General features: G+C 70.3%; 21 protein-coding genes. 9 read left to right on the top strand and 12 right to left on the bottom strand.

The genetic code is table 11. The features are described 5' to 3' along the window. Positions 1 to 33: 33 nt before the first annotated feature. On the bottom strand, positions 34 to 423 hold the full coding sequence (locus tag ACZ6S6_RS07570; RefSeq protein WP_469704327.1) for a hypothetical protein: 390 nt from the start codon (positions 421 to 423) through the stop codon (positions 34 to 36). A gap of 176 nt (positions 424 to 599) precedes the next feature. Beyond that, complete coding sequence (locus ACZ6S6_RS07575; protein WP_469704328.1) at positions 600 to 1,580, bottom strand: fibronectin type III domain-containing protein; 981 nt, start codon at positions 1,578 to 1,580, stop codon at positions 600 to 602. 195 nt (positions 1,581 to 1,775) lie between these two features. On the opposite strand from ACZ6S6_RS07575, the gene ACZ6S6_RS07580 reads away from it, so the two are divergent. The 3 genes from ACZ6S6_RS07580 to ACZ6S6_RS07590 all read left to right on the top strand — a co-directional run bounded on the left by ACZ6S6_RS07580 (position 1,776) and on the right by ACZ6S6_RS07590 (position 4,335). Next, positions 1,776 to 2,399 carry a TIGR03086 family metal-binding protein gene (locus ACZ6S6_RS07580; protein WP_362966978.1) on the top strand — a complete coding sequence of 208 codons (624 nt, stop codon included), beginning with the start codon at positions 1,776 to 1,778 and terminating at the stop codon, positions 2,397 to 2,399. Between the two features lie 143 nt (positions 2,400 to 2,542). Further along, positions 2,543 to 3,334, top strand: coding sequence for a chitosanase (locus ACZ6S6_RS07585; protein ID WP_469704506.1), 792 nt, complete (start codon positions 2,543 to 2,545; stop codon positions 3,332 to 3,334). Positions 3,335 to 3,471: 137 nt separating this feature from the next. After that, positions 3,472 to 4,335 (top strand): chitosanase, encoded by an 864-nt coding sequence (locus ACZ6S6_RS07590; RefSeq protein WP_362966982.1) that lies wholly within the window; start codon positions 3,472 to 3,474, stop codon positions 4,333 to 4,335. A gap of 78 nt (positions 4,336 to 4,413) precedes the next feature. On the opposite strand, the gene ACZ6S6_RS07595 is transcribed toward ACZ6S6_RS07590, so the two are convergent. From ACZ6S6_RS07595 to ACZ6S6_RS07630, 8 genes are all read right to left on the bottom strand, one after another. Further along, positions 4,414 to 5,862 carry a nucleobase:cation symporter-2 family protein gene (locus ACZ6S6_RS07595; RefSeq protein ID WP_469704329.1) on the bottom strand — a complete coding sequence of 483 codons (1,449 nt, stop codon included), beginning with the start codon at positions 5,860 to 5,862 and terminating at the stop codon, positions 4,414 to 4,416. Between the two features lie 292 nt (positions 5,863 to 6,154). Then, positions 6,155 to 7,552, bottom strand: coding sequence for an 8-oxoguanine deaminase (locus ACZ6S6_RS07600; RefSeq protein WP_469704330.1), 1,398 nt, complete (start codon positions 7,550 to 7,552; stop codon positions 6,155 to 6,157). A gap of 183 nt (positions 7,553 to 7,735) precedes the next feature. After that, positions 7,736 to 8,659 carry a factor-independent urate hydroxylase gene (gene pucL / locus ACZ6S6_RS07605; protein ID WP_362966988.1) on the bottom strand — a complete coding sequence of 308 codons (924 nt, stop codon included), beginning with the start codon at positions 8,657 to 8,659 and terminating at the stop codon, positions 7,736 to 7,738. Between the two features lie 7 nt (positions 8,660 to 8,666). Further along, a complete protein-coding gene (gene uraH / locus ACZ6S6_RS07610) occupies positions 8,667 to 9,059 on the bottom strand; it encodes a hydroxyisourate hydrolase (protein ID WP_362966990.1) in 393 nt (130 codons plus the stop codon). A gap of 5 nt (positions 9,060 to 9,064) precedes the next feature. After that, positions 9,065 to 9,574 (bottom strand): 2-oxo-4-hydroxy-4-carboxy-5-ureidoimidazoline decarboxylase, encoded by a 510-nt coding sequence (gene uraD, locus ACZ6S6_RS07615; protein ID WP_362966992.1) that lies wholly within the window; start codon positions 9,572 to 9,574, stop codon positions 9,065 to 9,067. A 177-nt stretch (positions 9,575 to 9,751) separates the two neighbouring features. Further along, complete coding sequence (locus tag ACZ6S6_RS07620) at positions 9,752 to 10,129, bottom strand: helix-turn-helix domain-containing protein (protein WP_362966994.1); 378 nt, start codon at positions 10,127 to 10,129, stop codon at positions 9,752 to 9,754. Then, positions 10,126 to 10,377, bottom strand: coding sequence for a YkoF family thiamine-binding protein (locus tag ACZ6S6_RS07625; RefSeq protein WP_469704331.1), 252 nt, complete (start codon positions 10,375 to 10,377; stop codon positions 10,126 to 10,128). Before ACZ6S6_RS07625 ends, ACZ6S6_RS07620 begins: the two co-directional genes overlap by 4 nt. An 84-nt stretch (positions 10,378 to 10,461) precedes the next feature. Continuing rightward, on the bottom strand, positions 10,462 to 11,628 hold the full coding sequence (locus ACZ6S6_RS07630; RefSeq protein ID WP_362966998.1) for a lactonase family protein: 1,167 nt from the start codon (positions 11,626 to 11,628) through the stop codon (positions 10,462 to 10,464). Between the two features lie 250 nt (positions 11,629 to 11,878). Between ACZ6S6_RS07630 and ACZ6S6_RS07635 the strand changes: the two genes are divergently transcribed. From ACZ6S6_RS07635 to ACZ6S6_RS07645, 3 genes are all read left to right on the top strand, one after another. Then, positions 11,879 to 12,721, top strand: coding sequence for a TIM barrel protein (locus ACZ6S6_RS07635; RefSeq protein WP_469704332.1), 843 nt, complete (start codon positions 11,879 to 11,881; stop codon positions 12,719 to 12,721). Positions 12,722 to 12,765: 44 nt separating this feature from the next. After that, positions 12,766 to 13,659: a 2-hydroxy-3-oxopropionate reductase gene (locus ACZ6S6_RS07640; protein ID WP_362967002.1), complete on the top strand. Its 894-nt coding sequence runs from the start codon at positions 12,766 to 12,768 to the stop codon at positions 13,657 to 13,659. Positions 13,660 to 14,000: 341 nt separating this feature from the next. Further along, complete coding sequence (locus ACZ6S6_RS07645; protein ID WP_469704333.1) at positions 14,001 to 15,458, top strand: catalase; 1,458 nt, start codon at positions 14,001 to 14,003, stop codon at positions 15,456 to 15,458. A gap of 447 nt (positions 15,459 to 15,905) precedes the next feature. Here ACZ6S6_RS07645 and ACZ6S6_RS07650 read toward each other — a convergent pair whose 3' ends face one another. Further along, complete coding sequence (locus ACZ6S6_RS07650) at positions 15,906 to 16,817, bottom strand: LysR family transcriptional regulator (protein ID WP_469704334.1); 912 nt, start codon at positions 16,815 to 16,817, stop codon at positions 15,906 to 15,908. Between the two features lie 191 nt (positions 16,818 to 17,008). Between ACZ6S6_RS07650 and ACZ6S6_RS07655 the strand changes: the two genes are divergently transcribed. From ACZ6S6_RS07655 to ACZ6S6_RS07665, 3 genes are all read left to right on the top strand, one after another. Further along, positions 17,009 to 17,632: an NADPH-dependent F420 reductase gene (locus ACZ6S6_RS07655; protein WP_469704335.1), complete on the top strand. Its 624-nt coding sequence runs from the start codon at positions 17,009 to 17,011 to the stop codon at positions 17,630 to 17,632. Between the two features lie 94 nt (positions 17,633 to 17,726). Further along, positions 17,727 to 18,716 (top strand): SDR family oxidoreductase, encoded by a 990-nt coding sequence (locus ACZ6S6_RS07660; protein WP_469704336.1) that lies wholly within the window; start codon positions 17,727 to 17,729, stop codon positions 18,714 to 18,716. Beyond that, positions 18,713 to 19,393 (top strand): NADPH-dependent F420 reductase, encoded by a 681-nt coding sequence (locus tag ACZ6S6_RS07665; protein WP_469704337.1) that lies wholly within the window; start codon positions 18,713 to 18,715, stop codon positions 19,391 to 19,393. Before ACZ6S6_RS07660 ends, ACZ6S6_RS07665 begins: the two co-directional genes overlap by 4 nt. A 131-nt stretch (positions 19,394 to 19,524) precedes the next feature. Here ACZ6S6_RS07665 and gcl read toward each other — a convergent pair whose 3' ends face one another. Then, positions 19,525 to 21,300, bottom strand: a complete 1,776-nt coding sequence (gcl, locus tag ACZ6S6_RS07670) for a glyoxylate carboligase (RefSeq protein WP_362954566.1) — start codon at positions 21,298 to 21,300, stop codon at positions 19,525 to 19,527. Positions 21,301 to 21,547 lie beyond the last annotated feature (247 nt).

Here is a 21,547-nt window from a genome sequence, read left to right on the forward strand (position 1 = left end):
GGTTCGCCGGCCGTCCGCACACCGGCCCCGCGGTCACGTCCACACCGCACCCAGCGCAACGAACCCGCAGATCAGCACGGCCAGCGCGGGCGAGATGAAGTCGGCGGCGCCCTGCACGACCGTCGCGCTGATCCGCTGTTCCTCGTCCAGGGTCCGCACCTCGGCCACGACCTCCGCGGCGCCGCGCAGGCCCGTGGTGAGGGTGGGGCCGCCGGGGCGGATGGTTCCCATGTCCGCGATGACCATCGCATCGCAGGCGAAGCGGGCGGGGTCGGTGGGCGGGTAGTCGTCGAAGGCGCTGCCGTACTCCTCCTGGCCCTCCAGGACGATTCTGGGGCCGGTCGGCGGCCTGCCCCCGTACGCCCTCAGCACGCCGAGGTGCACGATCAGGTTCGACTCGTCGTCCGCGATGCCCGGGCGCACAGCCCGCCCTCCACGGGGGTGGGTTCGAAGAGCGGTGAGAGCCACAGGCTCTCGTCGCCGTGTCGACGCGGGAGCCGAGATCCATCGCCCATCCCCTGTTCCTCGTGGAGTCCGTCAATGAGGTTCCGGGATCAAATGGATCATAGGGGGCGGCCCCCCGCACGCCTGAGGGCCGGTCAGCCGTCGAGCACCACCGTCCGCGCGGCGGAGAAGTCCCCCCACTTGCCGTCCGGGAGCTTGGCGCGGATCTTCATCGTGTAGCGGGTGCCGCGCGGGTCGCTGACGGTGAGCCGGTAGCTCGCCCGGCCCGTGGGCGGTTTGCCTCCCCAGACGATCGTGGTGGTCAGCCGGCCGTCCAGGTAGAGCTGGTAGGCCGGGATCTCGCCGCCGGTCACGGGCTGCTCCCAGTCCAGGTCGACGGCGTACTCCTTGCCCTGGGCGGTGCTGGTGATCCGCAGGTCGGTGGGTGCGGTGGCGGCGGGCGCGCCGGGGGCGGACGCGGTGGTGAGGTCGAAGGCGTTGCTGTCCTTCGACGAGGTGTCGGCCGCGTCGCGGGCGCGGACGGTGAAGGTGTAGACCGTGCCGGGCCGTAGCCCCGTCAGCCGCGCGGTGGTCTGCGTGCCGGGCACGCTGTGGATGCGCGAGCCCTCCTGGTAGATGTCGTACGAGGTGACGCCGACGTCGTCCGTGGAGCCGCCCCAGGACAGCGTGGCCGCCCGGCTGCCGTCGGCCTTGCCGCGCAGCTTCACCGGCCGGGTCGGGGCCTCATGGTCGGCGGGGGTCGGGGCCGGCGTGGTGACGGACGCGGCGGCGCTCGGCGCGGAGAGGTTCCCGGCCGCGTCGCGGGCGCGGACGGTGAAGGTGTAGGCGGTCGAGGCGGTCAGCCCGTCGATGTCGATCATCACCCTGGCCGCCGGGACGGTCTTGACCTTCTTGCCCTTGCGGTAGATCTCGTACGCGGTGACGGCCTTGTCGTCGGTGGCCGCCTCCCACATCACATGCGCGGAGGTGGCACTGCTGGCCTGCACGGTCACCCCGTGCGGCACCGTGGGGCTGCTGGTGTCGGCCTCGGCGCCGGAGCCGCCGCAGGCGGTGAGCGCGGCGATGAGCAGGGCGGCTGAGCAGGCCAACGCGGCGGGTGCGTGGGGGCGTTGCACGGTCTTGCCTTCCGTCCGGCAGCAATGGTCCAGACCTGTATCGCACGGTGTGGGGGTCGCCGACAAGAGGACGGAGCGGAACGTTCCGCAATGTGCCGGTGTGCACCGCGCCCGGACCGCGGACCCGGACCGGGAGTCCGGGCACCGGCGCGGCGCCGGGCGATGAGTCCGGGGCGCGCGGGGAGTCTGCACTGTATGGACGAGAACACGAAGACGGACAACGAGACGAAGACCGCTCCCCCGCAGGATCTGGAACCCGCGGCCCGGCAGATCACCGGGCTGCTCGACGCGGTCGATGACACCTGGCTGGCCGCGCCGACCCCGTGTCCCGGTGTCACGGTGAGCGCCCTGCTCGCCCACATCGGCGGGCTCGCCGTGGCCTTCCGCGATGCCGCGCGCAAGGAGCTGGGGCCGACGACGGACACGGCGCCCTCGGTGGCGGAGATGGTGCTGGAGGACGACTGGCGCGGCACACTGCCCAGGGCACTGGACGCCATGGTCGCCGCCTGGCGCTCCCCCGACGCCTGGCAGGGCATGAGCCGGGCGGGCAGCGTGGATCTGCCGGGCGAGGTGGCGGGCATGGTCGGGCTCAACGAGCTGGTGCTGCACGGCTGGGACCTGGCGAGGTCGACCGGGCAGCCGTTCCGGGCCGAGGAGGCACATCTGCACTCCACGCTGGCGCTGCTGGCCGCCCTGGGCGACAGCCCGCCGGCCGGATCACCGTTCGGCCCGCCGGTCCCGGTGCCGGACGACGCGCCGCTGCTGGACCGCGCGGTCGCCCGGAGCGGCCGGCGCCCCGACTGGCGGCCCGGCGGCTGACAGCCCGGCCGCGGGGGCGAGCGACCGCCTGACCAGCGGAGGAAGAACCCCGTGCATGGGCGAGGATCACTCCCGCGGCCTGGCAGGCTGGAGCGGTGAAGCTCAGCACACGTTCCCTGATCTCATCGGCCGCCGCCCTCGTCATGGCCGCGGCCGTGCTCTGCGGATGTTCGGCGGCCGGACCGGACACCGCGTACGGCAAGGAGTCCGCGGCGGCCGGTCTGGAGGATCCGGCGAAGAAGGACATCGCCATGCAACTGGTCTCCAGCGCGGAGAACTCCTCGCTGGACTGGAAGTCCCAGTACAAGTACATCGAGGACATCGACGACGGCCGCGGCTACACCGCGGGCATCATCGGCTTCTGCTCCGGCACCGGCGACATGCGACGCGTCGTCGAGCGGTACGCGAAGGCCCGGCCCGGAAACCCGCTGGAGCGATTCCGGCCGGCGCTGCGGGCGGTGGAGGGCACCGACGCCCACACCGGGCTCGGCCGCCCGTTCACCCGGGCATGGGCGCAGGCGGCCGGCGACGCGGCGTTCCGGTCGGCGCAGGACGCCGAGCGGGACGCGTCGTACTTCGGCCCCGCGGTCAGGCAGGCCAAGGCGGACGGGCTCGGCGCACTGGGCCAGTTCATCTACTACGACGCCTACGTGATGCACGGTTCCGGCGACGCGGACGGCACGGTCGGCTTCCGTACGATGCGCCGGCACGCGCTCGCGAAGGCCCGCGCCCCCTCGCGGGGCGGCGCCGAGGTGACCTATCTCAACGCGTTCCTGGACGCCAGGGTCGCGGCGATGCGCGAGGAGCCCTCGCACACCGACACCAGCAGGGTCGAGACGGCCCAGCGGGTGTTCGTGCGCGAGGGCAAACTCGGCCTGGAGACACCACTGCGGTGGAAGGTGTACGGCGACAGCTACCGGATCGAGGGTCCGTAGCCGGCCGGCCTCTCCGTGCCACGGCCCCGGGACGCCCCCAACTCATCTGCGTCACAGGGGTGTACGGCAGTCGTCCGACTCTGATAGGAAAGCTTCCTAACAGACGAATCGGAACGACGAACTCCTTTGGAGGACTGGTGAACGCTCCCCACAAGCGCACCGCACGTCGCAACACCCGTACCCTGCGTGTCGCGCTCGTCGCACTCGGGCTGACACTCACGGCTGTTCCCGCCACCGCTTTCGCCGGCACCACCCCCGCACCGCCGGCCGTTCACCACCAGGAGGCTGCCACGACCGGGCTCGACGATCCGGCGAAGAAGGACATCGCCATGCAACTGGTCTCCAGCGCGGAGAACTCCTCACTGGACTGGAAGTCCCAGTACCGGTACATCGAGGACATCGACGACGGCCGCGGCTACACCGCGGGCATCATCGGCTTCTGCTCCGGCACCGGCGACATGCTCGACCTCGTGGAGCTGTACACGCAGCGGGATCCGGGCAACCCGCTCGCGGAGTATCTGCCGGCCCTGCGCGATGTGGACGGCACCGACTCGCACGAGGGGCTCGACCCGGGCTTCACCCGGGCCTGGGAGACGGCGGCGGAGGATCCGGCGTTCCAGCAGGCGCAGAACGACGAGCGCGACCGGGTGTACTTCGACCCGGCGGTCAGCCGGGGCAAGAGCGACGGACTGGGCACACTCGGCCAGTTCGCGTACTACGACGCCATCGTCATGCACGGCGACGGCGGCGACAGCACGAGCTTCGGCAGCATCCGTGAGCGGGCCCTCGCGAAGGCGAAGCCGCCGGCCCAGGGCGGCAACGAGGTCACCTACCTCAACGCCTTCCTGGACGCGCGGGTCTGGGCCATGCAGCAGGAGGAGGCCCACTCGGACACCAGCCGGGTGGACACCGCCCAGCGGGTCTTCCTGAAGAACGGCAATCTGAACCTGGACCCGCCGCTGGACTGGAAGGTGTACGGCGACAGCTTCCACATCGGCTGACGGATCCTGGCACGGCTGTGGCGCGTACGGTCCCCCTCACGGGCGGGGCCGTACGCGCCACGGCACTGTGACGAACCGTCAGTGCACGCCCACCGGGGAGGCGTTGACCGGCTCCTGGTCCTCCACCCCCGCGTCAGCCTCGGTGTCCGGCTGCCGGCCCAGGTGGTTGAAGGCCAGGTTGAGGACGATCGCCACGACGCAGCCGGTGGATATCCCGGAGTCGAGCACGACGAGCATGTCCTTGGGGAACGCGTGGTAGAACTCCGGCGCGGCGATCGGTATCAGGCCTATGCCGACGGCGGCGGCCACTATCAGGGCGTTCTCGCCCTTCTCCAGAGCGGCGCTCGCCAGGGTCTGGATGCCGCTCGCGGCGACCGACCCGAAGAGCACGATGCCGGCGCCGCCGAGCACCGGCAGCGGTACCAGCGCGATGACGGAGGCGGCCACCGGGAACAGGCCGAGCAGGATGAGGATGCCGCCGCCCGCGGCGACGACGAAGCGGCTGCGGACCTTGGTCATCGCGACCAGCCCTATGTTCTGGGCGAAGGCGCTGCACATGAAGCCGTTGAACAGCGGGCTGATGGCGCTGCCCAGGGTGTCGGCGCGCAGGCCTCCCTCGATGGTCCGCTCGTCGGCCGGCCGGTCGACGATCTTGCCGAGGGCCAGCATGTCCGCGGTCGACTCGGTCATGCAGACCAGCATGACGATGCACATCGAGACGATCGCGGCGATCTCGAACTGCGGTGCCCCGAAGTGGAACGGGGTGGGGAAGCCGACCGCGTCGGCGTCCTTGATGGCGCCGAAGTCGGTGATGCCGACCGGGATCGCGATGAGTGTGCCGGCGATGAGTCCGAGCAGGATCGCGATCTGCTGGAGGAAGCCGCGGAGCAGTTTCCTCAGCGCGAGGACGATCACCAGGGTGACCGCCGCCATGATGATGTTGGTGGTGGAGCCGTAGTCGCCGGCCGTTGCGTTGCCGCCCTGGGACCAGTTGAAGGCGACCGGCAGCAGCGATACACCGATCAGGGTGATGACCGTGCCGGTGACGACGGGCGGGAAGAAGCGGACCAGTTTGCAGAAGTAGGGGGCGAGGACGAAGCCGAGGAGGCTCGCGACGATGATCGCGCCGAAGATGACGGCGATGCCGTCGTGTCCCCGGTCCTTGCCGATCGCCACCATGGGCGTCACCCCGGCGAACGAGACGCCGTTGACGAACGGCAGCCGGGCGCCGACGCGCCAGAAGCCGATGGTCTGGAGCAGGGTGGCTATGCCCGCGGTGAACAGGCTCGCCCCCATCAGGAAGGCGGTCTCCTTCGGGCTGAGGCCCACGGCGGGACCCACGATCATGGGCGGGGCCACCACACCCGCGTACATCGCGGCCACGTGCTGGAGGCCGCTGGTGAACATCTTCAGTGGGGGAAGTGTCTCGTCGACCGGATGAGTGCCGTCGGACCGGGCCGGCTCCGACGTGTCGTCGGGGCCGGGTGCTGCGTCTGCGTCATTGCGAAACCTGGGCGTGGCTGCCATGGCGGTTCCTCCGGTCGGGTACACGTCTGCGGCGACGTGGGTATCAGGGAGGTGGTGCGTCGGTGCAGGTCGTGCAGCTGGTGCGGCAGCTCGGTTCAGCGGTACGGGAGGCGCGTACGTCTGGGTGCGCGCCTCCCGTACCGGTTGCCGTGGGCCCCGCTCGGGTCCACGGCGGCCGGTCGAGGGCCGTCCCCCTCGGCCGGCCGGTTCAGGGGCGCCGGGCCGTCGGTCGTGTCCGCGAAGTCCCGTCGTACGCCCGGAGCGCCGGACGGGACTTCGCGGACAGGGACCGTCAGGCCCCGGCGGCGGTCTGCGCGAGGCGGCGGGCCTCGTCGCGGGTGGCACGGGCGATGGCGTCCTCGTCCACGGTGATCAGGTGGTCGCCCTCGACGACCGGCTTGCCGTTGACGAGGGAGAGGGTGACCGGGGCCGCGGCGCCGAGGACCAGGGCGATGACCGGGTCGGCGATGGAGGCGTGGGCGAGGGTGTCCAGCTTCCACAGGACCAGGTCGGCGAGCTTGCCGGGCTCCAGTGAGCCGATCTGCTCGGCCCGGCCGAGGACCTGGGCGCCGCCGTACGTGCCCAGGCGCAGGGCCTGACGGGCGGTCAGGGCGCGTTCGCGGTGCGGGCCGAGGCGGTTGATGAGGAGGGCGTTGCGCAGTTCGGTGTGGAGCTCGCCGGACTCGTTGGACGCGGTGCCGTCGACGCCGAGGCCGACCGGGACGCCCGCGGCGAGCATGTCCGGGACCCGGGCGATGCCGGCGGCGAGGCGGGCGTTGGAGGACGGGCAGTGCGCGACGCCGGTGCCGGTGCGGGCGAAGGCGGCGATGTCGGAGTCGTTCATGTGGACGCAGTGCGCCATCCACACGTCGTCACCGAGCCAGCCGGTCGACTCGAAGTAGTCGGTCGGGCCCATGCCGAACAGCTCGTGGCAGAACTTCTCCTCCTCCACGGTCTCCGAGCCGTGGGTGTGCAGCCGCACTCCGCGTCGGCGGGCCAACTCGGCACCCTGTCGCATCAGTTCGGTGGACACGGAGAACGGGGAGCAGGGTGCGACGGCGATCTGGGTCATCGCGTCGAAGGAGGCGTCGTGGTGCGCGTCGATGACCGCCTCGGTGCCGGCCAGGGCGCCGTCGAGGCTCTCCACGGCGAAGTCCGGCGGCAGTCCGCCGTCCTTCTCGCTGCGGTCCATGGAGCCGCGGGCGAGGGTGAACCGTACGCCCGTCTCACGGGCGGCGCCGATGATCGCGCCGGACAGGTCGCCGGAGCCCCGCGGGTACACGTAGTGGTGGTCCATGGCGGTGGTGACACCGCCGCGGGCCATCATGGCGAGCGAGCCCTGCGCGGCGGCGCGGACCATCGGCTCGTCGATGCGCGCCCAGGTCGGGTACAGCGCGACCAGCCACTCGAAGAGGTTGTGGTCGGTGGCCAGGCCACGGGTGATCCACTGGTAGAAGTGGTGGTGCGTGTTGATCAGACCGGGCGTGACGAGATGTCCCGTGCCGTCGATCCGGCGTACGACGTCCTCCAGGCCCTCCGGTGCCCGGCCGGCGCCGACGGACTCGATGCGGTTGCCCGCGACGACGACATGGCCCGAGGCGTACTCGGTGTCGTGGGCGTCGACGGTTGCGATCGAACAGTTCTCGATGACGATGCGTTCCACGCGCTCGGGCGCTGCCTGTGCTGCCATGGTGCTTCCTTCTCTCATCAGCGATGTGGGCACGGCAGGACCCTAGGAGGATTTGAGTGCCACGGCCGTGCGGCTGTGGGTGCCGAGATGGTGGAAGAAGAGATTGAGCAGGACCGCGACGCCCCCTCCGGCCCGGCCGGTCCCCGGCCGCTGTGGACGGACGAGGACGGGCACGGCGCCGCGTCAGAGGTTGGTCATGTCCACCGGGATCCGCGGCTCGATGCCGTCCCGCAGCACGGTGGCCTCGATGAGCCCGTACGGACGGTCGGCCGCGAAGTAGACCTCATTGTCGTTCTTGAGGCCGAACGGCTCCAGGTCCACCAGGAAGTGATGGTTGTTCGGCAGCGAGAAGCGGATCTCGTCGATCTCGCTGCGGCTGTTGATGATGCGCGAACCCATCTGGTACAGGGTCTGCTGGAGGGAGAGGGAGTACGTCTCCGCGAAGGCTTCGAGCATGTGCTTGCGCGCCTGCTCGTAGGACTTCTCCCAGTTCGGCATGCGAGCCTCGTCGCTGGTCCAGTTGTACCGCCACCTGGCGGACACATCGGTGGCCAGGACGCGGTCGTACGCCTCCTTGAGCGTCGTGTACTTGTCCTTGACGTAGCCCCAGAACTCGGAGTTGGTCGAGTTCAGCACCGTGAGTTCCTTGAGGCCGGAGATGACCTCCCACTTCTCACCGTCGTAGGTGATCTGGGTGGTGCGGGTCTCCTGGCCCTTGCGCACGAAGGAGTGCTTCACCTCGTCGGCGCCGATGAACCGGGAGTTGCCGCCGGAGGTCTCGATGCGCTCCCAGGAGTACTCCTCGATGCGGATCCGGGCGGTCTGGATCGGCTCCTGCGACGACACGAAGTGCCGGGCGAGGTGGATGCCGAACTGCTCGGCGGACTCGATGCCGTACTCCTTGGCGAACGCGAACACCGTGTTCTTGGTGGTGTCGGTCGGCAGGACGTTCGCGTTGGAGCCGGAGTAGTGGACGTCGCCCATGTCGCCGGAGAGGGCGACGGAGACGTTCAGGTCCTTGATGTGGTGGGTGTCGCCGTCCCGCGTGATCCTGACGACGCGGTTCTCCGCTTTGCCGTACTGGTTCTGGCCGAGAATCGTGGGCATGTGTCTGCTAGCTCCCTCGGTATACGGAGTAGCCGAACGGGTTGAGCAGCAGTGGTACGTGATAGTGCTCGCCCGGGGCGACGGCGAAAGTGATCGCCACCTCCGGGAAGAACGCACCGCTGTCCCTTACGCGGGGGGCGTCCTGCTGCGCCTCGGCTTGCTTCTTGGCTGTGAAGTACGACTCGGTCTGGAAGTCGAGCCGTACGTGGGTGGTGCCTTCCGGCAGGGCCGGCAGGTCCTTGCAGCGCCCGTCCGCATCGGTCGCGGAGCCGCCGAGCGCCACCCACCGCGCGTCGCTGCCCGTGCGGGCCGCGAGCGTGATGGCGACGTCCGCGGCGGGGCGGCCGATGCTGGTGTCCAGGATGTGGGTGGACACCGATGCGGTGGCGAAGGTGCTCAAGACCTTCACTCTCCTTCTGTGACGAGACGGGTCAGCCTGATGCGGTTGATCTTGCCCAGTTCGGTGCGCACGTGTCCGCGCTCCTGCTCGGGCGAGTTCCCGGACCGGGCCTTCACCGCGTCGCGCATCTGCTCACCGGTGGCCCCGGTGGCGCAGATCAGGAAGACGTGTCCGAACCGCTCCTGGTAGGCCAGGTTGAGTTCGAGCATCTCGGCCCTGAGCTCCTCGGTGGCGCCGGCCATCCCCCGCTGTTCGCGGGAGGAGGTCGGGTCCCCGGGCTTCGGGCGGCCGATGGGCGGGTGACCGGCCATGGCCTCGGCCAGGTCCTCCGCGTCGAGGGCCGCCGTGGCGGCGTCGCTCGCGGAGAACAGGGCTTCCGCCGTGGCGTAGGGGCGCCCGGAGAGGATCGCCCTTCCCCAGGCCGCACTGGCACACACCTCGTGCAGTGCGGCGGCCGCCTCACGGTCCGCCAGGGTGTTGAACCGGGCCGGGCCCGGTGTGGAGCTCGAAGTCACGGGAGCCTCCGTGGCTGTTTTTCGCTGTGCGTCGGTCGGGCTGCGGATAGCTAACGCCCTCCACAACACCACGTCAACACTTTGTTGAAATTACGTTCATGCAAAAGGCCGTCGCCCGATGAACCGGACGACGGCCTTCCATGACGCTGCGCGGACCGCACCCGTCCGCGGGCCCGACTACTCGCTCTTCGGCCCGATATCCCTGTTCAGGTAGTTGTAGACGGTGAACCGGCTGACCCCCAGGGCCCCCGCCACCGTCTCCACTCCATGGCGTACGGAGAAGGCACCGCGTGCCTCCAGGGACCGTACGACCGCCTGCTTGGTCCTGCGGTCCAGCTCGGCGAGCGGCATGCCGTGCCGGCGCTCCATGGCGGCCAGGATGTGATCCAGCGAGTCCGAGAGCTGCGGCAGCCGGACCGCTATGACGTCCAGCCCCTCCCAGGCCAGCACGACGTCGTCGGGCTGCGCCTGCTCGGGGCCGAGCAGCTGGGCGCCCATGGCGTCGACGAGCGGCTTGACCGCGGCGACGAGGGGGTGGTCCGCGGACTCGGTCACTTGGAGTCCTCCCCGATCACGTTGACCTGGAGGGAGACCCGGGTGGCACCTGATGCCAGGGCCTTGCGCAGGAGGGAGCCCACCGCGGTGAGCACCTCGTCGGAGCCGCCCTCGGCCGTATTGCCGAAGGGGCCGACGTCCACGGCGTCCAGGTCGGCCGACTGGACGACCTCACGGGCGACCACCGCGTGGGCGGGCGCCTCGTCGAGATCGAAGGGCTCGGTGGTGAACTCCACTCTCAAGCGCACGGTGCCTCCATGGTGCGTGTCACCGCGGCGGGGAACCCCGCGGCTCGGGCACGACACTAACGGACGGGCGCCACCGCGCGGCCCTCAGAGCGGCAGCACGCAGACCGCCGCCGGGGCGGCGAACGGCGTCCCCACGGACTCCAGTGCGCCGCTCTCCCCGTCCACCCGGAACACCGTGACCGTGCCGGACTTCTGGTTGGCGGCCAGGAGCAGCGCCTCGTCCGGGGAGAAGGCGATGTGCCGGGGGAAGTCGCCGCCCACCGGCACGGTGTCCAGCAGCCGCAGCGTGGCCCCGCCGTCCTCGACGGCGTACCTGGTGAGGCTGTTGTGCCCGCGGTTGGCGAGGTAGGCGAAGCGGCCGTCTCCGGTGACCAGGAACTGGGCGGGGTAGCTGGTGCCGCTGCCCGTTCCGGTGGGCTGCGGGGCGCCCGGGGTCAGCACGCCGGTCGCGGGGTCGTAGCCGCAGACCACGACCGTGTTGTCGACCTCGCAGGCCAGGTACGCGTAGTGGCCGCCGGGGTGGAAGGTGAGCGAGCGCGGTCCGGCGCCGGGGCGCAGCGCGGCGTACGAGAGCTGCTCCAGGGTGCCGCGGTTCTCGTCGAGCCGGTAGGTGTACACCGTGTCGTTGCCCAGGTCGACGGCGAGGATGTGGCCGCCGGGGGCGGTGATGATCTGGTGGGCGTGCGGGCCGTCCTGGCCGGGTCCGGGCGCGGGTGCGGTGTGGGCGACCAGGTCGGTGCGCTCCCCCGGTGTGCCGTCGGCGGCGAGGGGGTGCACGGCAACGCTGCCGGAGGTGTAGTTGGCGCTGAACAGCCACTTTCCGCCGGGATGGACGGAGAGATGGGCGGGTCCGGCGCCACCGGTGTCCCGCGTCGCCAGCACCCGGAAGGTCCCGTCGGCGGCGAGCGCCACCGCGGTGACGCCGCCCTGTTCCTGCTCGTCGACGGCGTAGAGCGTGCCGCCCGAGGGGTGCAGCGCGAGGTAGGAGGGGTTCTCGACGCCGGTGACGACGGTGCGGCCGGCGATGGTCCCGGCCGCCGGGTCGTAGGAGGCGACGCCGATACCGGTGCCTCCCGGTGTGGTCGAGGTGTACGTACCGAGGAAGAGCGTCGCGGTCCCGCGCGCCCGCTCTCCGGTGGTGCGCGGGGTCCGCGCCTGATGTCCGGAGCGGGGAAGCGAGGGGGCGGCGGCGAGGGCACCGCCCGCCAGGAGTGCTCCGAGAAGGGTGCGGCGGCTTGTGGGGGTGGTCATGCGAGGCACCTCGTGGGGTCGGCTGCGTCGGATGTGTCAGCCACAGTGACCTCCCCCGACGGCTGCCGCAAGAGGCGCACCGGCCATTGCGCAGGACGCAACAGCGGCCGCACCGACCGGCCTGACCAGCCTGACCGGCCTGACCGGCCCGAATTCCGGGCACCCCCCTTGACAGCCCGCCCACCCTCCGGGCAATCTTCCGTTAAGCAGAAACTAACTTCCGCAATATGGAAGGAGCGCCGAAACCCTCATGGGCTACCCGGACCAGCGCTTCGATGTAAACCTTTCGATCCTCTTCACGGAACTCCCGCTCCTGGAGCGCCCCGCGGCAGCGGCCGCGGCGGGCTTCACCGCGGTCGAGCTGTGGTGGCCCTGGATCGAGACCCCCACGCCTCCGCAGGCCGAACTCGACGCCCTCAAGAGGGCGCTCGACGACGCGGGCACCGACCTGGTGGGGCTGAACTTCTACGCCGGACAGCTGCCCGGCCCCGACCGCGGCGCGCTCTCCGTGCCCGGCACGGAGTCGGACCGCTTCCGCGCCAATATCGAGGTGGCGGCCGACTTCGCCGCCTCGACCGGCTGCAAGGCGCTCAACGCGCTCTACGGCAACCGCGTCGACGGCGTGGACCCGGCCGCGCAGGACGAACTCGCCCTGGAGAACCTGGTCCTGGCCGCCCGCGCGGCGGACCGGATCGGGGCGATCCTGCTGATCGAGACCTTGAACGCGCCGGAGTCGCCCCACTATCCGCTCGTCAGCGCACCGGCCGGGATCAAGGTCGTCGACCGGATCAACGCGGCGACCGGCCTCGGCAACGCGAAGTTCCTGATGGACCTGTACCACCTGTCGGTGAACGGCGAGGACCTCAGCCAGGTCATCACCGCGTACGCCGGCAGGACCGGTCACGTCCAGATCGCCGACAACCCGGGGCGCGGCGCGCCCGGCACCGGCTCGCTCCCCCTGGAGCAGCTCCTGGACGAGCTGACCAAGGCCGGTTACGACGGCTGGGTCGGCCTGGAGTACAAGCCCGGCGACCGGCCGAGCGCCGATTCCGTCGAGTGGCTCCCGGCCACCGCGCGGGCCGCCCGCCGATAGCGGCGGACTCCCCCTCGTACACACGCTTATCGGAAGGCACCCTCATGAGCAACAACCTCCCCAAGGTCGCGTGGATCGGCCTCGGGATCATGGGCTCGCCCATGTCCGAGAACCTGATCAAGGCCGGTTACGACGTCACCGGTTACACCCTGGAGCAGGACAAGGTCGACCGGCTGGCCGCGGCCGGCGGCACCGGCGCCTCCTCGATCGCCGAGGCGGTCGGGGACGCCGACGTGATCGTCACGATGGTGCCCGCCTCCCCGCAGGTCGAGGCCATCGCGTACGGCCCCGACGGCATCCTGGAGAACGCGAGGCGCGGCGCGCTGCTGGTCGACATGTCCTCGATCACCCCGCAGACCTCCGTGGACCTCGCCAGGAACGCCCGCGACAAGGGCATCCGCGTGCTGGACGCCCCGGTCTCCGGTGGCGAGGCCGGCGCGATCGAGGCCGTGCTGTCCATCATGGTCGGCGGCGAGCAGGCCGACTTCGACGCCGCCGGGCCGCTGCTCGAAGCGCTGGGCAGGACCATCGTGCTCTGCGGTCCGCACGGCTCCGGCCAGACGGTGAAGGCCGCGAACCAGCTCATCGTCGCGGTCAACATCCAGGCCTGTGCCGAGGCCGTCGTCTTCCTGGAGAAGTCCGGTGTCGACCTCGCCGCCGCGCTCGACGTCCTCAACGGCGGACTGGCCGGCTCGACCGTGCTGACCCGCAAGAAGGCCAACTTCCTGAACCGGGACTTCGCGCCCGGCTTCCGGATCGACCTGCACCACAAGGACATGGGCATCGTCACGGACGCCGCCCGCAACGTCGGTGCCGCGCTGCCCGTCGGCGCAGTCGTCGCCCAGCTCGTCGCCTCGCTGCGCGCGCAGGGCGACGGCGGCCTGGACCACTCGGCACTGCTCCGCTCGGTCGAGCGCCTCTCCGGTCAGCCCGTCTAGGGAGTGTTTTAGAAGTAGCGTCGGCCGCCCGGACCACGCGAGACAGACGGGACTTCTAAAACACGACCTAGACCCTGGGACTGATCCGTCGCGGCCGGGCCCCGTCGCGGGCCCGGCCGGCACCATCCCGCCGGGTGCTCACACCCCGGCCCACAGACTTCCGGACGGCGTCGGCGCTGACACCTGTCCTGTCGCGCCCAGGCGCCGGCGCCGTCCGGAACACCTCTCCACCACGAATTTCAACAAACTGTTGACGTCGGGTTCGGGGCGTACCTACGCTCCTGGAGCCCCCAGGACCTCGCAGTTCAGCAGCTCCCCGTACGGAAGGTCTCCCCGACACCATGACGCAGCGTGTGCTTACGACCGAGTCAGGCGCCCCGGTCGCCGACAACCAGAACTCCGCCACCGCCGGCGTCGGTGGCCCGATCCTCCTCCAGGACGGCCACCTCCTGGAGAAGCTCGCCCGCTTCAACCGGGAGCGCATCCCGGAGCGCGTGGTGCACGCCCGGGGCTCCGGCGCGTACGGCTACTTCGAGGTGACCGACGACGTCACCGGATTCACCCGCGCCGGCTTCCTCTCCGAGGTGGGCCGCCGCACCGAGACCTTCATACGGTTCTCCACGGTCGCCGACTCGCTCGGCGGCGCGGACGCGGTACGCGACCCGCGCGGTTTCGCCCTCAAGTTCTACACGGACGAGGGCAATTACGACCTGGTCGGCAACAACACCCCGGTGTTCTTCATCAAGGACCCGCTCAAGTTCCCCGACTTCATCCACTCGCAGAAGCGCGACCCGTTCACGGGCCGTCAGGAGCCGGACAACGTCTGGGACTTCTGGGCCCACGCCCCCGAGGCGACGCATCAGGTGACCTGGCTCATGGGCGACCGCGGCATCCCCGCCTCGTACCGCCACATGAACGGCTACGGCTCGCACACCTACCAGTGGACGAACGCCGCGGGCGAGGCCTTCTTCGTCAAGTACCACTTCAAGACCAACCAGGGCGTGCGCTCACTCTCCGCCGACCAGGCCTCGGAGCTCGTCGGGAAGGACGCCTCCTCGCACCAGACGGACCTGCTCCAGGCCATCGAGCGCGGCATGAACCCGTCCTGGACCCTGCACGTACAGGTGATGCCGGCCGCCGACGCCGCGGACTACCGGTTCAACCCGTTCGACCTGACCAAGGTGTGGCCGCACAGCGACTACCCGCTCCAGCGGGTGGGCCGGCTCGTGCTGAACCGCAACCCGGACAACGTCTTCGCCGAGGTCGAGCAGGCCGCGTTCTCCCCGAACAACTTCGTGCCCGGCATCGGTCCCTCCCCGGACAAGATGCTCCAGGGCCGGCTGTTCGCCTACGCGGACGCGCACCGCTACCGCCTGGGCGTCAACCACACCCAGCTGCCGGTGAACGCGCCGCGCACGGCCGTCGTCGACAACTACGGCCGCGACGGCCTGCACGCCACCCGGTACGGCGCACGGCACGACAAGAACTACGAGCCCAACTCGTACGCGGGCCCGGCCCAGACGGACTCGGCGCACTCCGCACCGCTGGCCGTCCGGGGCTGGACCGGCACCCACGAGGCGCCCGCCCACACCAAGGACGACGACTTCTTCCAGGCGGGCGAGCTGTACCGGCTGATGTCGGACGACGAGAAGGGCCGGCTGATCGCCAACATCGCGGGCGGCCTGTCCCAGGTCACCCGGGACGACGTGATCGAGAAGAACCTCGCCCACTTCCACGCCGCCGACACCGAGTACGGCAAGCGCGTGGAGGAGGCAGTTCGCGCCCTGCGCGAGGACTAGTCCTCGCCTCGGGCCCCCAAGCCCTGCTCGCGTCATCGCGCCCACCCGGATGAGGGGTTGCGCGCGGCGCGGGCAGGACGGGGGTGTCTGGCGGATACTCGCGGAAGAAGGAGCGGCGGCTGGTGCGTGTGATCGCAAGGCGCCGGGAAGTCCTCGTAGCGGAGCTACTAGGACTGTTCGGCAACGCCGCGAGCGCGCGTGCAAGCCGCCGCGACGCCGCGGGTATCCGCCAGACACCCCCGGGGCCGCGGCGGTTGTGCGATGCCAGTGCGGTGGTACGTGGGCGGGCGGCCCGGTCTCCTGACCTGAAGGCCCCGGGCGGCCCCCCTTCGCGCCTCCGCCGCGGCCCCTGTTCGTCCCCTGAACCAGGGCGTGGAGTGCGGATTACGGTCCCGCACTCCGCGCCCTTTTTCAGGACGCCGGTCATGGCTTTGTCAGTCGAACCACTCAACCGCGCTTTGCGGCGGCATCGCCTCCACGCTGCCACATTTCGTAGTTCCCACATTCTGCCGTGATCTCGGCCGCCGCCTGAGCCGCGGTGAAGAAGTCGTCGACCACCGGCGAGATGCGCGATGCCGGCACCGCGAGGCACACCTGGCCGGGCGCCAGATCCGGGACGGACACATAGATGACGTCCGGATGTGAGTAGAACACGGTCGCCGAACGGGGCAGGAACGAGATGCCCCGGCCCGCCCCGACATGCTCGAGCGTTTCGTCCACCCCGCGCGCCAGGTACCCGGCGTTGGGGTGCGGGTGCCTGGTGGGCTGCGTGCTCGCATCGGCATGCCAGACCAGCGGCTCACCGGCCAGGTCGGCCTCGGTGACTTCCTCCTTGCCGGCCAATCGGTGGCCGACGGGCAGCACCGCCACCCATGGCTCGGTGTAGAGCGGGGCGACACGCAGGCCGGCCTCGTCGACGGGCAGCCGCACATAGCCGATGTCGATGCGACCGTCGAGCAGCATCGGGGCCTGGTCGTCCCATTCGATCCGTTGCACGTCCACCAGAACGTCCGGGTGCCGGGTGGCGAACAGTTGTACCGCCGGGGCGACCGCGATGCCCGCCCGGAAGCCGACCGTTATCCGCCGCCCGCCCCGCGCGGCCACGGTCACCCGGCGGCGGGCCGCGTGCGCGGAGGCCAGCAGCGGGACGGCGTCGGTCAGCAGCTGCCTGCCGGCGTCGGTCAGCGAAACGCCGTGGCTGTCCCTTGTCAGCAGCGAGGTACCGAGATCCTTCTCCAGCGCGCGGATCTGCCGGCTGAGTACTGGCTGTGCGATGTGCAGCTCATCGGCGGCGCGGCCGAAGTGGAGCTTGTCGGCGACGGCCACGAAGTACCGCAACTTGCGCAGGTCCAGATCCATGGTGCCTCCCGATCCGGCGATGCCTCCAGGGTATCGCAGCCGCCGAAAGAGGTCTTGGACAGCCACTCAGGCCAATGGCAACCTCAGGAATCAAGCGCCTTCCAGGCTCGTCATCCGACGGCCTCGACCACGACCGTTGATGACAACGGGGTCGGCACGGCGTCCTGTCCAACTCCGGAAAGCAGCACACCATGAGCAGTATCAGCATCATCGGCCTGGGGGGCGTGGCCCGCGCCATAGCCACCCGCGCGATCGAGGGCGGCAACGCCGTCGAGGTCATCGGCCGCGACGCGGTCAAGGCCAAGGATTTGGCCGCCGCGCTCGGCGGCGGCGCCACGGCCGGGACATTCGGCACCACCCCGGCCGGCGACCTCGTCATCCTCGCCGTGCCGTATGCCAGCGCCGTGCCGGTCGTCGCCCAGTACGGGGAGGCGCTGGCCGGCAAGGTCGTCATCGACGTCTCCAACACCTCCAACGCCGACGCCACCGGGCTGGTCACCCCTGACGGAACTTCCGGCGCGCAGGAGATCGCCAAGGCCGTCCCGGCGAGCGCGCACGTCGTGAAGGCGTTCAATACCGTCTTCGGCCACATCCTGGTCCAGGGCGGCCCGTTGGACGTGCTCTTCGCCGGCGATGACGCGCGGGCCAAGGCGAGCGTGTCGGCGTTCATCGAGACCCTCGGGCTGCGCCCGCTGGATGCCGGCGGCCTGGAGGTGGCGCGCTGGCTGGAAGGGGCGGGCCTGCTGATGATCAGTCTGGCCCGCCATGGTGTGGGGAATTTCAACTTCTCCCTCGGCGTCGACCTTTCCGGCTGAGCGCGCCCGCACCACCACTTCTCGCGTCACATCACGCCAGTCGATCCAGGGCACGAGAAGAACAGCCCTCCACCTACCCTCACATGGAGCAGCAGTGCGCGTTTTCGTCACTGGCGGGACCGGCCATTCCGGTTCGTTCATCATCCCCGAGCTCGTCGCCGCCGGGCACGAGGTCACCGGTCTGGCCCGGTCGGACACGGCCGCGGCGGCGCTGTCCGCGCTCGGCGCGAAGGTGCGCCGCGGCGACCTCGAGGATCTCGACGGGCTCAAGGAGGCGGCCGCGGATTCCGACGGCGTCGTCCACGTCGCGCACCGGCAGGACCTGCTTCCGTCCGGCGGGCTCGACGCCGTGGCCGCCGCGGAGCTCCCGGTCATACTCGCGTACGGCGAGGCACTCGCGGGAACCGGAAAGCCGCTGGTCGCGGCGGGGAGCATAGGGTCGCCCGGGAACCTGGGCCGGCCGGCCACCGAGGCGGACCCGGCCCTTCCCGGCGGCGACGAGTACTCGGGCACCCTGCGGGTTCGCAACGTCGTGGAAACCGCCGTAATCGGTCTCGCCGAACGGGGAGTGCGGTCTTCGGTCGTGCGGATTGCCAACATCATGCACAGCACGGCTGATGCCGGCTTCCTCCCCATGCTGATCGCGCTCGCGAGGGAGAAGGGCTTCGCCGGCTACCCCGGAGACGGCGTGAACCTGTGGAACGCCGTGCACGTCCGCGATGTCGCCTCGTTGTTCCGCTTGGCGCTGGAGAAGGGGCCGGCCGGCGAATACTGGCACGCGGTCGAGGACGGGGGCATTCCGTTCCGCGAGATCGCCGAGGCCATTGGCGGCCGTCTTGGCCTGCCCGCGGTGAGCGTTCCCGCGGACGTGCTGATGGTGCCGGGACACTTCGGGTTCCTCGCGAACATAGTCACGCAGAACTACCCGGCGTCCAACCTCATCACCCGCCAGGCCCTCGGCTGGGAACCCGCTCAATCCAGCCTGCTCGCCGATCTGGACAACGGCCATTACTTTGGACTCGAATCGCAACAGGTCCGGCAGACGACAAGGACACGGCTCTTCCGGAGGGGCCTGAGAATATGACGACGACTGTGGGATTCATCGGAAGCGGCAACATCGGCAGTACCGTCGCGCGGCTCGCCATCGAGGCCGGGCACCGGGTCGTGCTCAGCAACTCGCGCGGTCCCGAAACGCTCGCGGATACTGTCGCAGAACTGGGGCCGCGGGCGTCCGCGGCGACGAGCGGGGAGGCTGCGGCGGCCGGTGACATCATCGTGGTCACGGTGCCGGTCAGGGCGTTCCCCGACTTGCCCGCCGCGCCACTGGCCGGGAAGACGGTCATCGACACGTGCAACTACGGCCCCGAGCGTGACGGGCACATCCCCGAGCTCGACAGCAAGTCGCTCACCTCGAGCGAACTGCTGCTGCGTTACCTCCCGGACGCCATGCTCGTGAAAGCGTTCAACAACATCTTCTTCAAGCACCTGCTGTCACTCGCCCGCCCGGCGGGGGCGGCCGACCGTTCCTACCTGCCGATCGCCGGGGACTCCGCGCAGGCGAAGGCGGCGGTGAGCGAGTTCATCGAATCCATCGGGTACAGCGTGGTGGACGCGGGACCGCTGGCCGACAGCTGGCGGCAGGCGACGGACACACCGGTGTGGGGGATCCCGTACGGGCCGGCCTCGAACGAGAAGGGCCGGCCGGTCGGCGAGGACGCCATCCGCGCGGCACTGGCCACCGCACATGCCGGCGGCTCCTGAGGAAGCGCCGTTGCGGCACCACCCGGATCACGGTGTCGCGGGTTCGGTTCCCGCCGGGGGCACAAGCGGAAAGAGCACCTACGGATCTCCGTAGGTGCTCTTCGGGAACGGGACCGGCCGGCCCGACGAACTCAGGCCTGCGCGTACGGCCGGATCGCAGTCGGGGCGTGCGACGGATCCGTCGCGACGTCCTCGAACTCGTTGACCGAGGCGATGTCCGTACCGCTCATCGAGATGTTCGTGATCCGCTCAAGGATCGCCTCGACGACCACCGGCACCCGGAACTCCGCCGCCAGCTTCTTGGCCTCCTCGAAGGCCGGCAGCAGCTGGTCCGGCTCGGTGACCCGGATCGCCTTGCAGCCCAGGCCCTCGACGACCTTGACGTGGTCCACGCCGTAGGCGCCCAGCTCCGGCGAGTTGATGTTCTCGAACTCCAGGTTGACCTGGAAGTCGATGTCGAAGTTGCGCTGCGCCTGGCGGATCAGCCCCAGGTAGGAGTTGTTCACCAGGACGTGCACGTACGGGATGTGGTGCTGCGCGCCGACCGCGAGCTCCTCCAGCATGAACTGGAAGTCGTAGTCGCCGGAGAGCGCGACGACGGAGGCCTCGGGGTCGGCCGTCGCGACGCCCAGCGCGGCCGGGATGGTCCAGCCGAGCGGGCCCGCCTGGCCGCAGTTGATCCAGTGGCGCGGCCGGTAGACGTGCAGCATCTGCGCGCCCGCGATCTGGGAGAGGCCGATCGTGGTGACGTACCGGGTCTCGGGGCCGAAGGCCCGGTTCATCTCCTCGTACACCCGCTGCGGCTTCAGCGGCACGTTGTCGAAGTGCGTGCGCCGCTGGAGGGTCGCCCTGCGCTCCTGCGTGGACGCGGCCCACCGCGAGCGGTCCTTCAGCGTGCCGGCCGCCTTCAGCTCGCGCGCCACCTCGACGAACAGCTCCAGCGCCGCCTTGGCGTCGGAGGCGATACCGAGGTCGGGGGCGAAGATCCTGCCCAGCTGGGTGGGCTCGATGTCGACGTGGACGAACTTCCGGCCCCGCGTGTAGACGTCCAGCTTGCCCGTGTGGCGGTTGGCCCAGCGGTTGCCGATGCCGAGGACGAAGTCGGACTCCAGGAAGTTCGCGTTGCCGTAGCGGTGCGAGGTCTGGAGGCCGACCATGCCGGCGTTCAGCTCGTGGTCGTCGGCGAGGATGCCCCAGCCCATCAGGGTCGGGACGACCGGGACGCCGGTCAGTTCGGCGAACTCCACCAGGAGTTCGGACGCGTCGGCGTTGATGATGCCGCCGCCCGCGACGAGCAGCGGCCGCTCGGACGCGTTCAGCATCTCCAGCGCGCGTTCGATCTGCTTGCGGCTCGCGGCGGGCTTGTGCACCGGCAGCGGCTCGTACAGATCGGGGTCGAACTCGATCTCGGTCATCTGCACGTCGATCGGCAGGTCGATGAGGACCGGACCGGGCCGGCCGGTGCGCATCAGGTGGAAGGCCTGCTGGAAGACGCCGGGGACCTGCGCGGCCTCCAGGACGGTGGTGGCCGCCTTGGTGACCGGCTTGGCGATCGACGCGATGTCGACGGCCTGGAAGTCCTCCTTGTGCAGGACGGCGGTCGGGGCCTGGCCGGTGACGCACAGGATCGGGATCGAGTCGGCGATGGCGGAGTAGAGGCCGGTGATCATGTCGGTGCCGGCGGGTCCCGACGTACCGATGCAGACACCGATGTTCCCCGGGCGGGCCCTGGTGTAGCCCTCCGCCATGTGGGAGGCGCCCTCGACGTGGCGGGCGAGCGTGTGATGAACCCCGCCGGAGGCCTTGAGGGCCGCGTAGAAGGGGTTGATCGCCGCGCCCGGCACACCGAACGCGTTGCTGACGCCTTCGCGCTTGAGGATCTCAACTGCCGCTCGGGCAGCGGTCATTCGAGGCATTGAGTGCTCCTGCTCGGACCTGGGTGGAGTCGGGCTCTGTCGCGCCACCTGAGAGCACCAATTCCGCATTACGGAAAATTGATTCTGCTATACGGAAGCAAATCTAAAGTGCGTCCGGACAGCCGTCAAGGGAGGGGGCTCAGTGCGGCCCGTGGACACGGGCCGGCGGAGGCGGTCCCGCGAAGTGGCTCAAGTCCCTCCCCAAGGCCTCGCTCTTGGTGGAGCATGGGGGTACGGA

This window comes from Streptomyces sp. NPDC048671, from assembly GCF_055587045.1.

Bases quoted from the DNA above. Each gene is read 5' to 3' on its own strand.
- ACZ6S6_RS07640 (WP_362967002.1), top strand. From the start codon at position 12,766: ATGAGCAACAACCTCCCCAAGGTCGCGTGGATCGGCCTCGGGATCATG.
- ACZ6S6_RS07650 (WP_469704334.1), bottom strand. From the start codon at position 16,817: ATGGATCTGGACCTGCGCAAGTTGCGGTACTTCGTGGCCGTCGCCGAC.
- ACZ6S6_RS07665 (WP_469704337.1), top strand. From the start codon at position 18,713: ATGACGACGACTGTGGGATTCATCGGAAGCGGCAACATCGGCAGTACC.
- ACZ6S6_RS07600 (WP_469704330.1), bottom strand. From the start codon at position 7,552: ATGGCAGCACAGGCAGCGCCCGAGCGCGTGGAACGCATCGTCATCGAG.
- ACZ6S6_RS07635 (WP_469704332.1), top strand. From the start codon at position 11,879: ATGGGCTACCCGGACCAGCGCTTCGATGTAAACCTTTCGATCCTCTTC.
- ACZ6S6_RS07630 (WP_362966998.1), bottom strand. From the start codon at position 11,628: ATGACCACCCCCACAAGCCGCCGCACCCTTCTCGGAGCACTCCTGGCG.
- ACZ6S6_RS07595 (WP_469704329.1), bottom strand. From the start codon at position 5,862: ATGGCAGCCACGCCCAGGTTTCGCAATGACGCAGACGCAGCACCCGGC.
- ACZ6S6_RS07645 (WP_469704333.1), top strand. From the start codon at position 14,001: ATGACGCAGCGTGTGCTTACGACCGAGTCAGGCGCCCCGGTCGCCGAC.
- ACZ6S6_RS07655 (WP_469704335.1), top strand. From the start codon at position 17,009: ATGAGCAGTATCAGCATCATCGGCCTGGGGGGCGTGGCCCGCGCCATA.
- gcl (WP_362954566.1), bottom strand. From the start codon at position 21,300: ATGACCGCTGCCCGAGCGGCAGTTGAGATCCTCAAGCGCGAAGGCGTC.
- ACZ6S6_RS07580 (WP_362966978.1), top strand. From the start codon at position 1,776: ATGGACGAGAACACGAAGACGGACAACGAGACGAAGACCGCTCCCCCG.
- pucL (WP_362966988.1), bottom strand. From the start codon at position 8,659: ATGCCCACGATTCTCGGCCAGAACCAGTACGGCAAAGCGGAGAACCGC.
- ACZ6S6_RS07585 (WP_469704506.1), top strand. From the start codon at position 2,543: ATGGCCGCGGCCGTGCTCTGCGGATGTTCGGCGGCCGGACCGGACACC.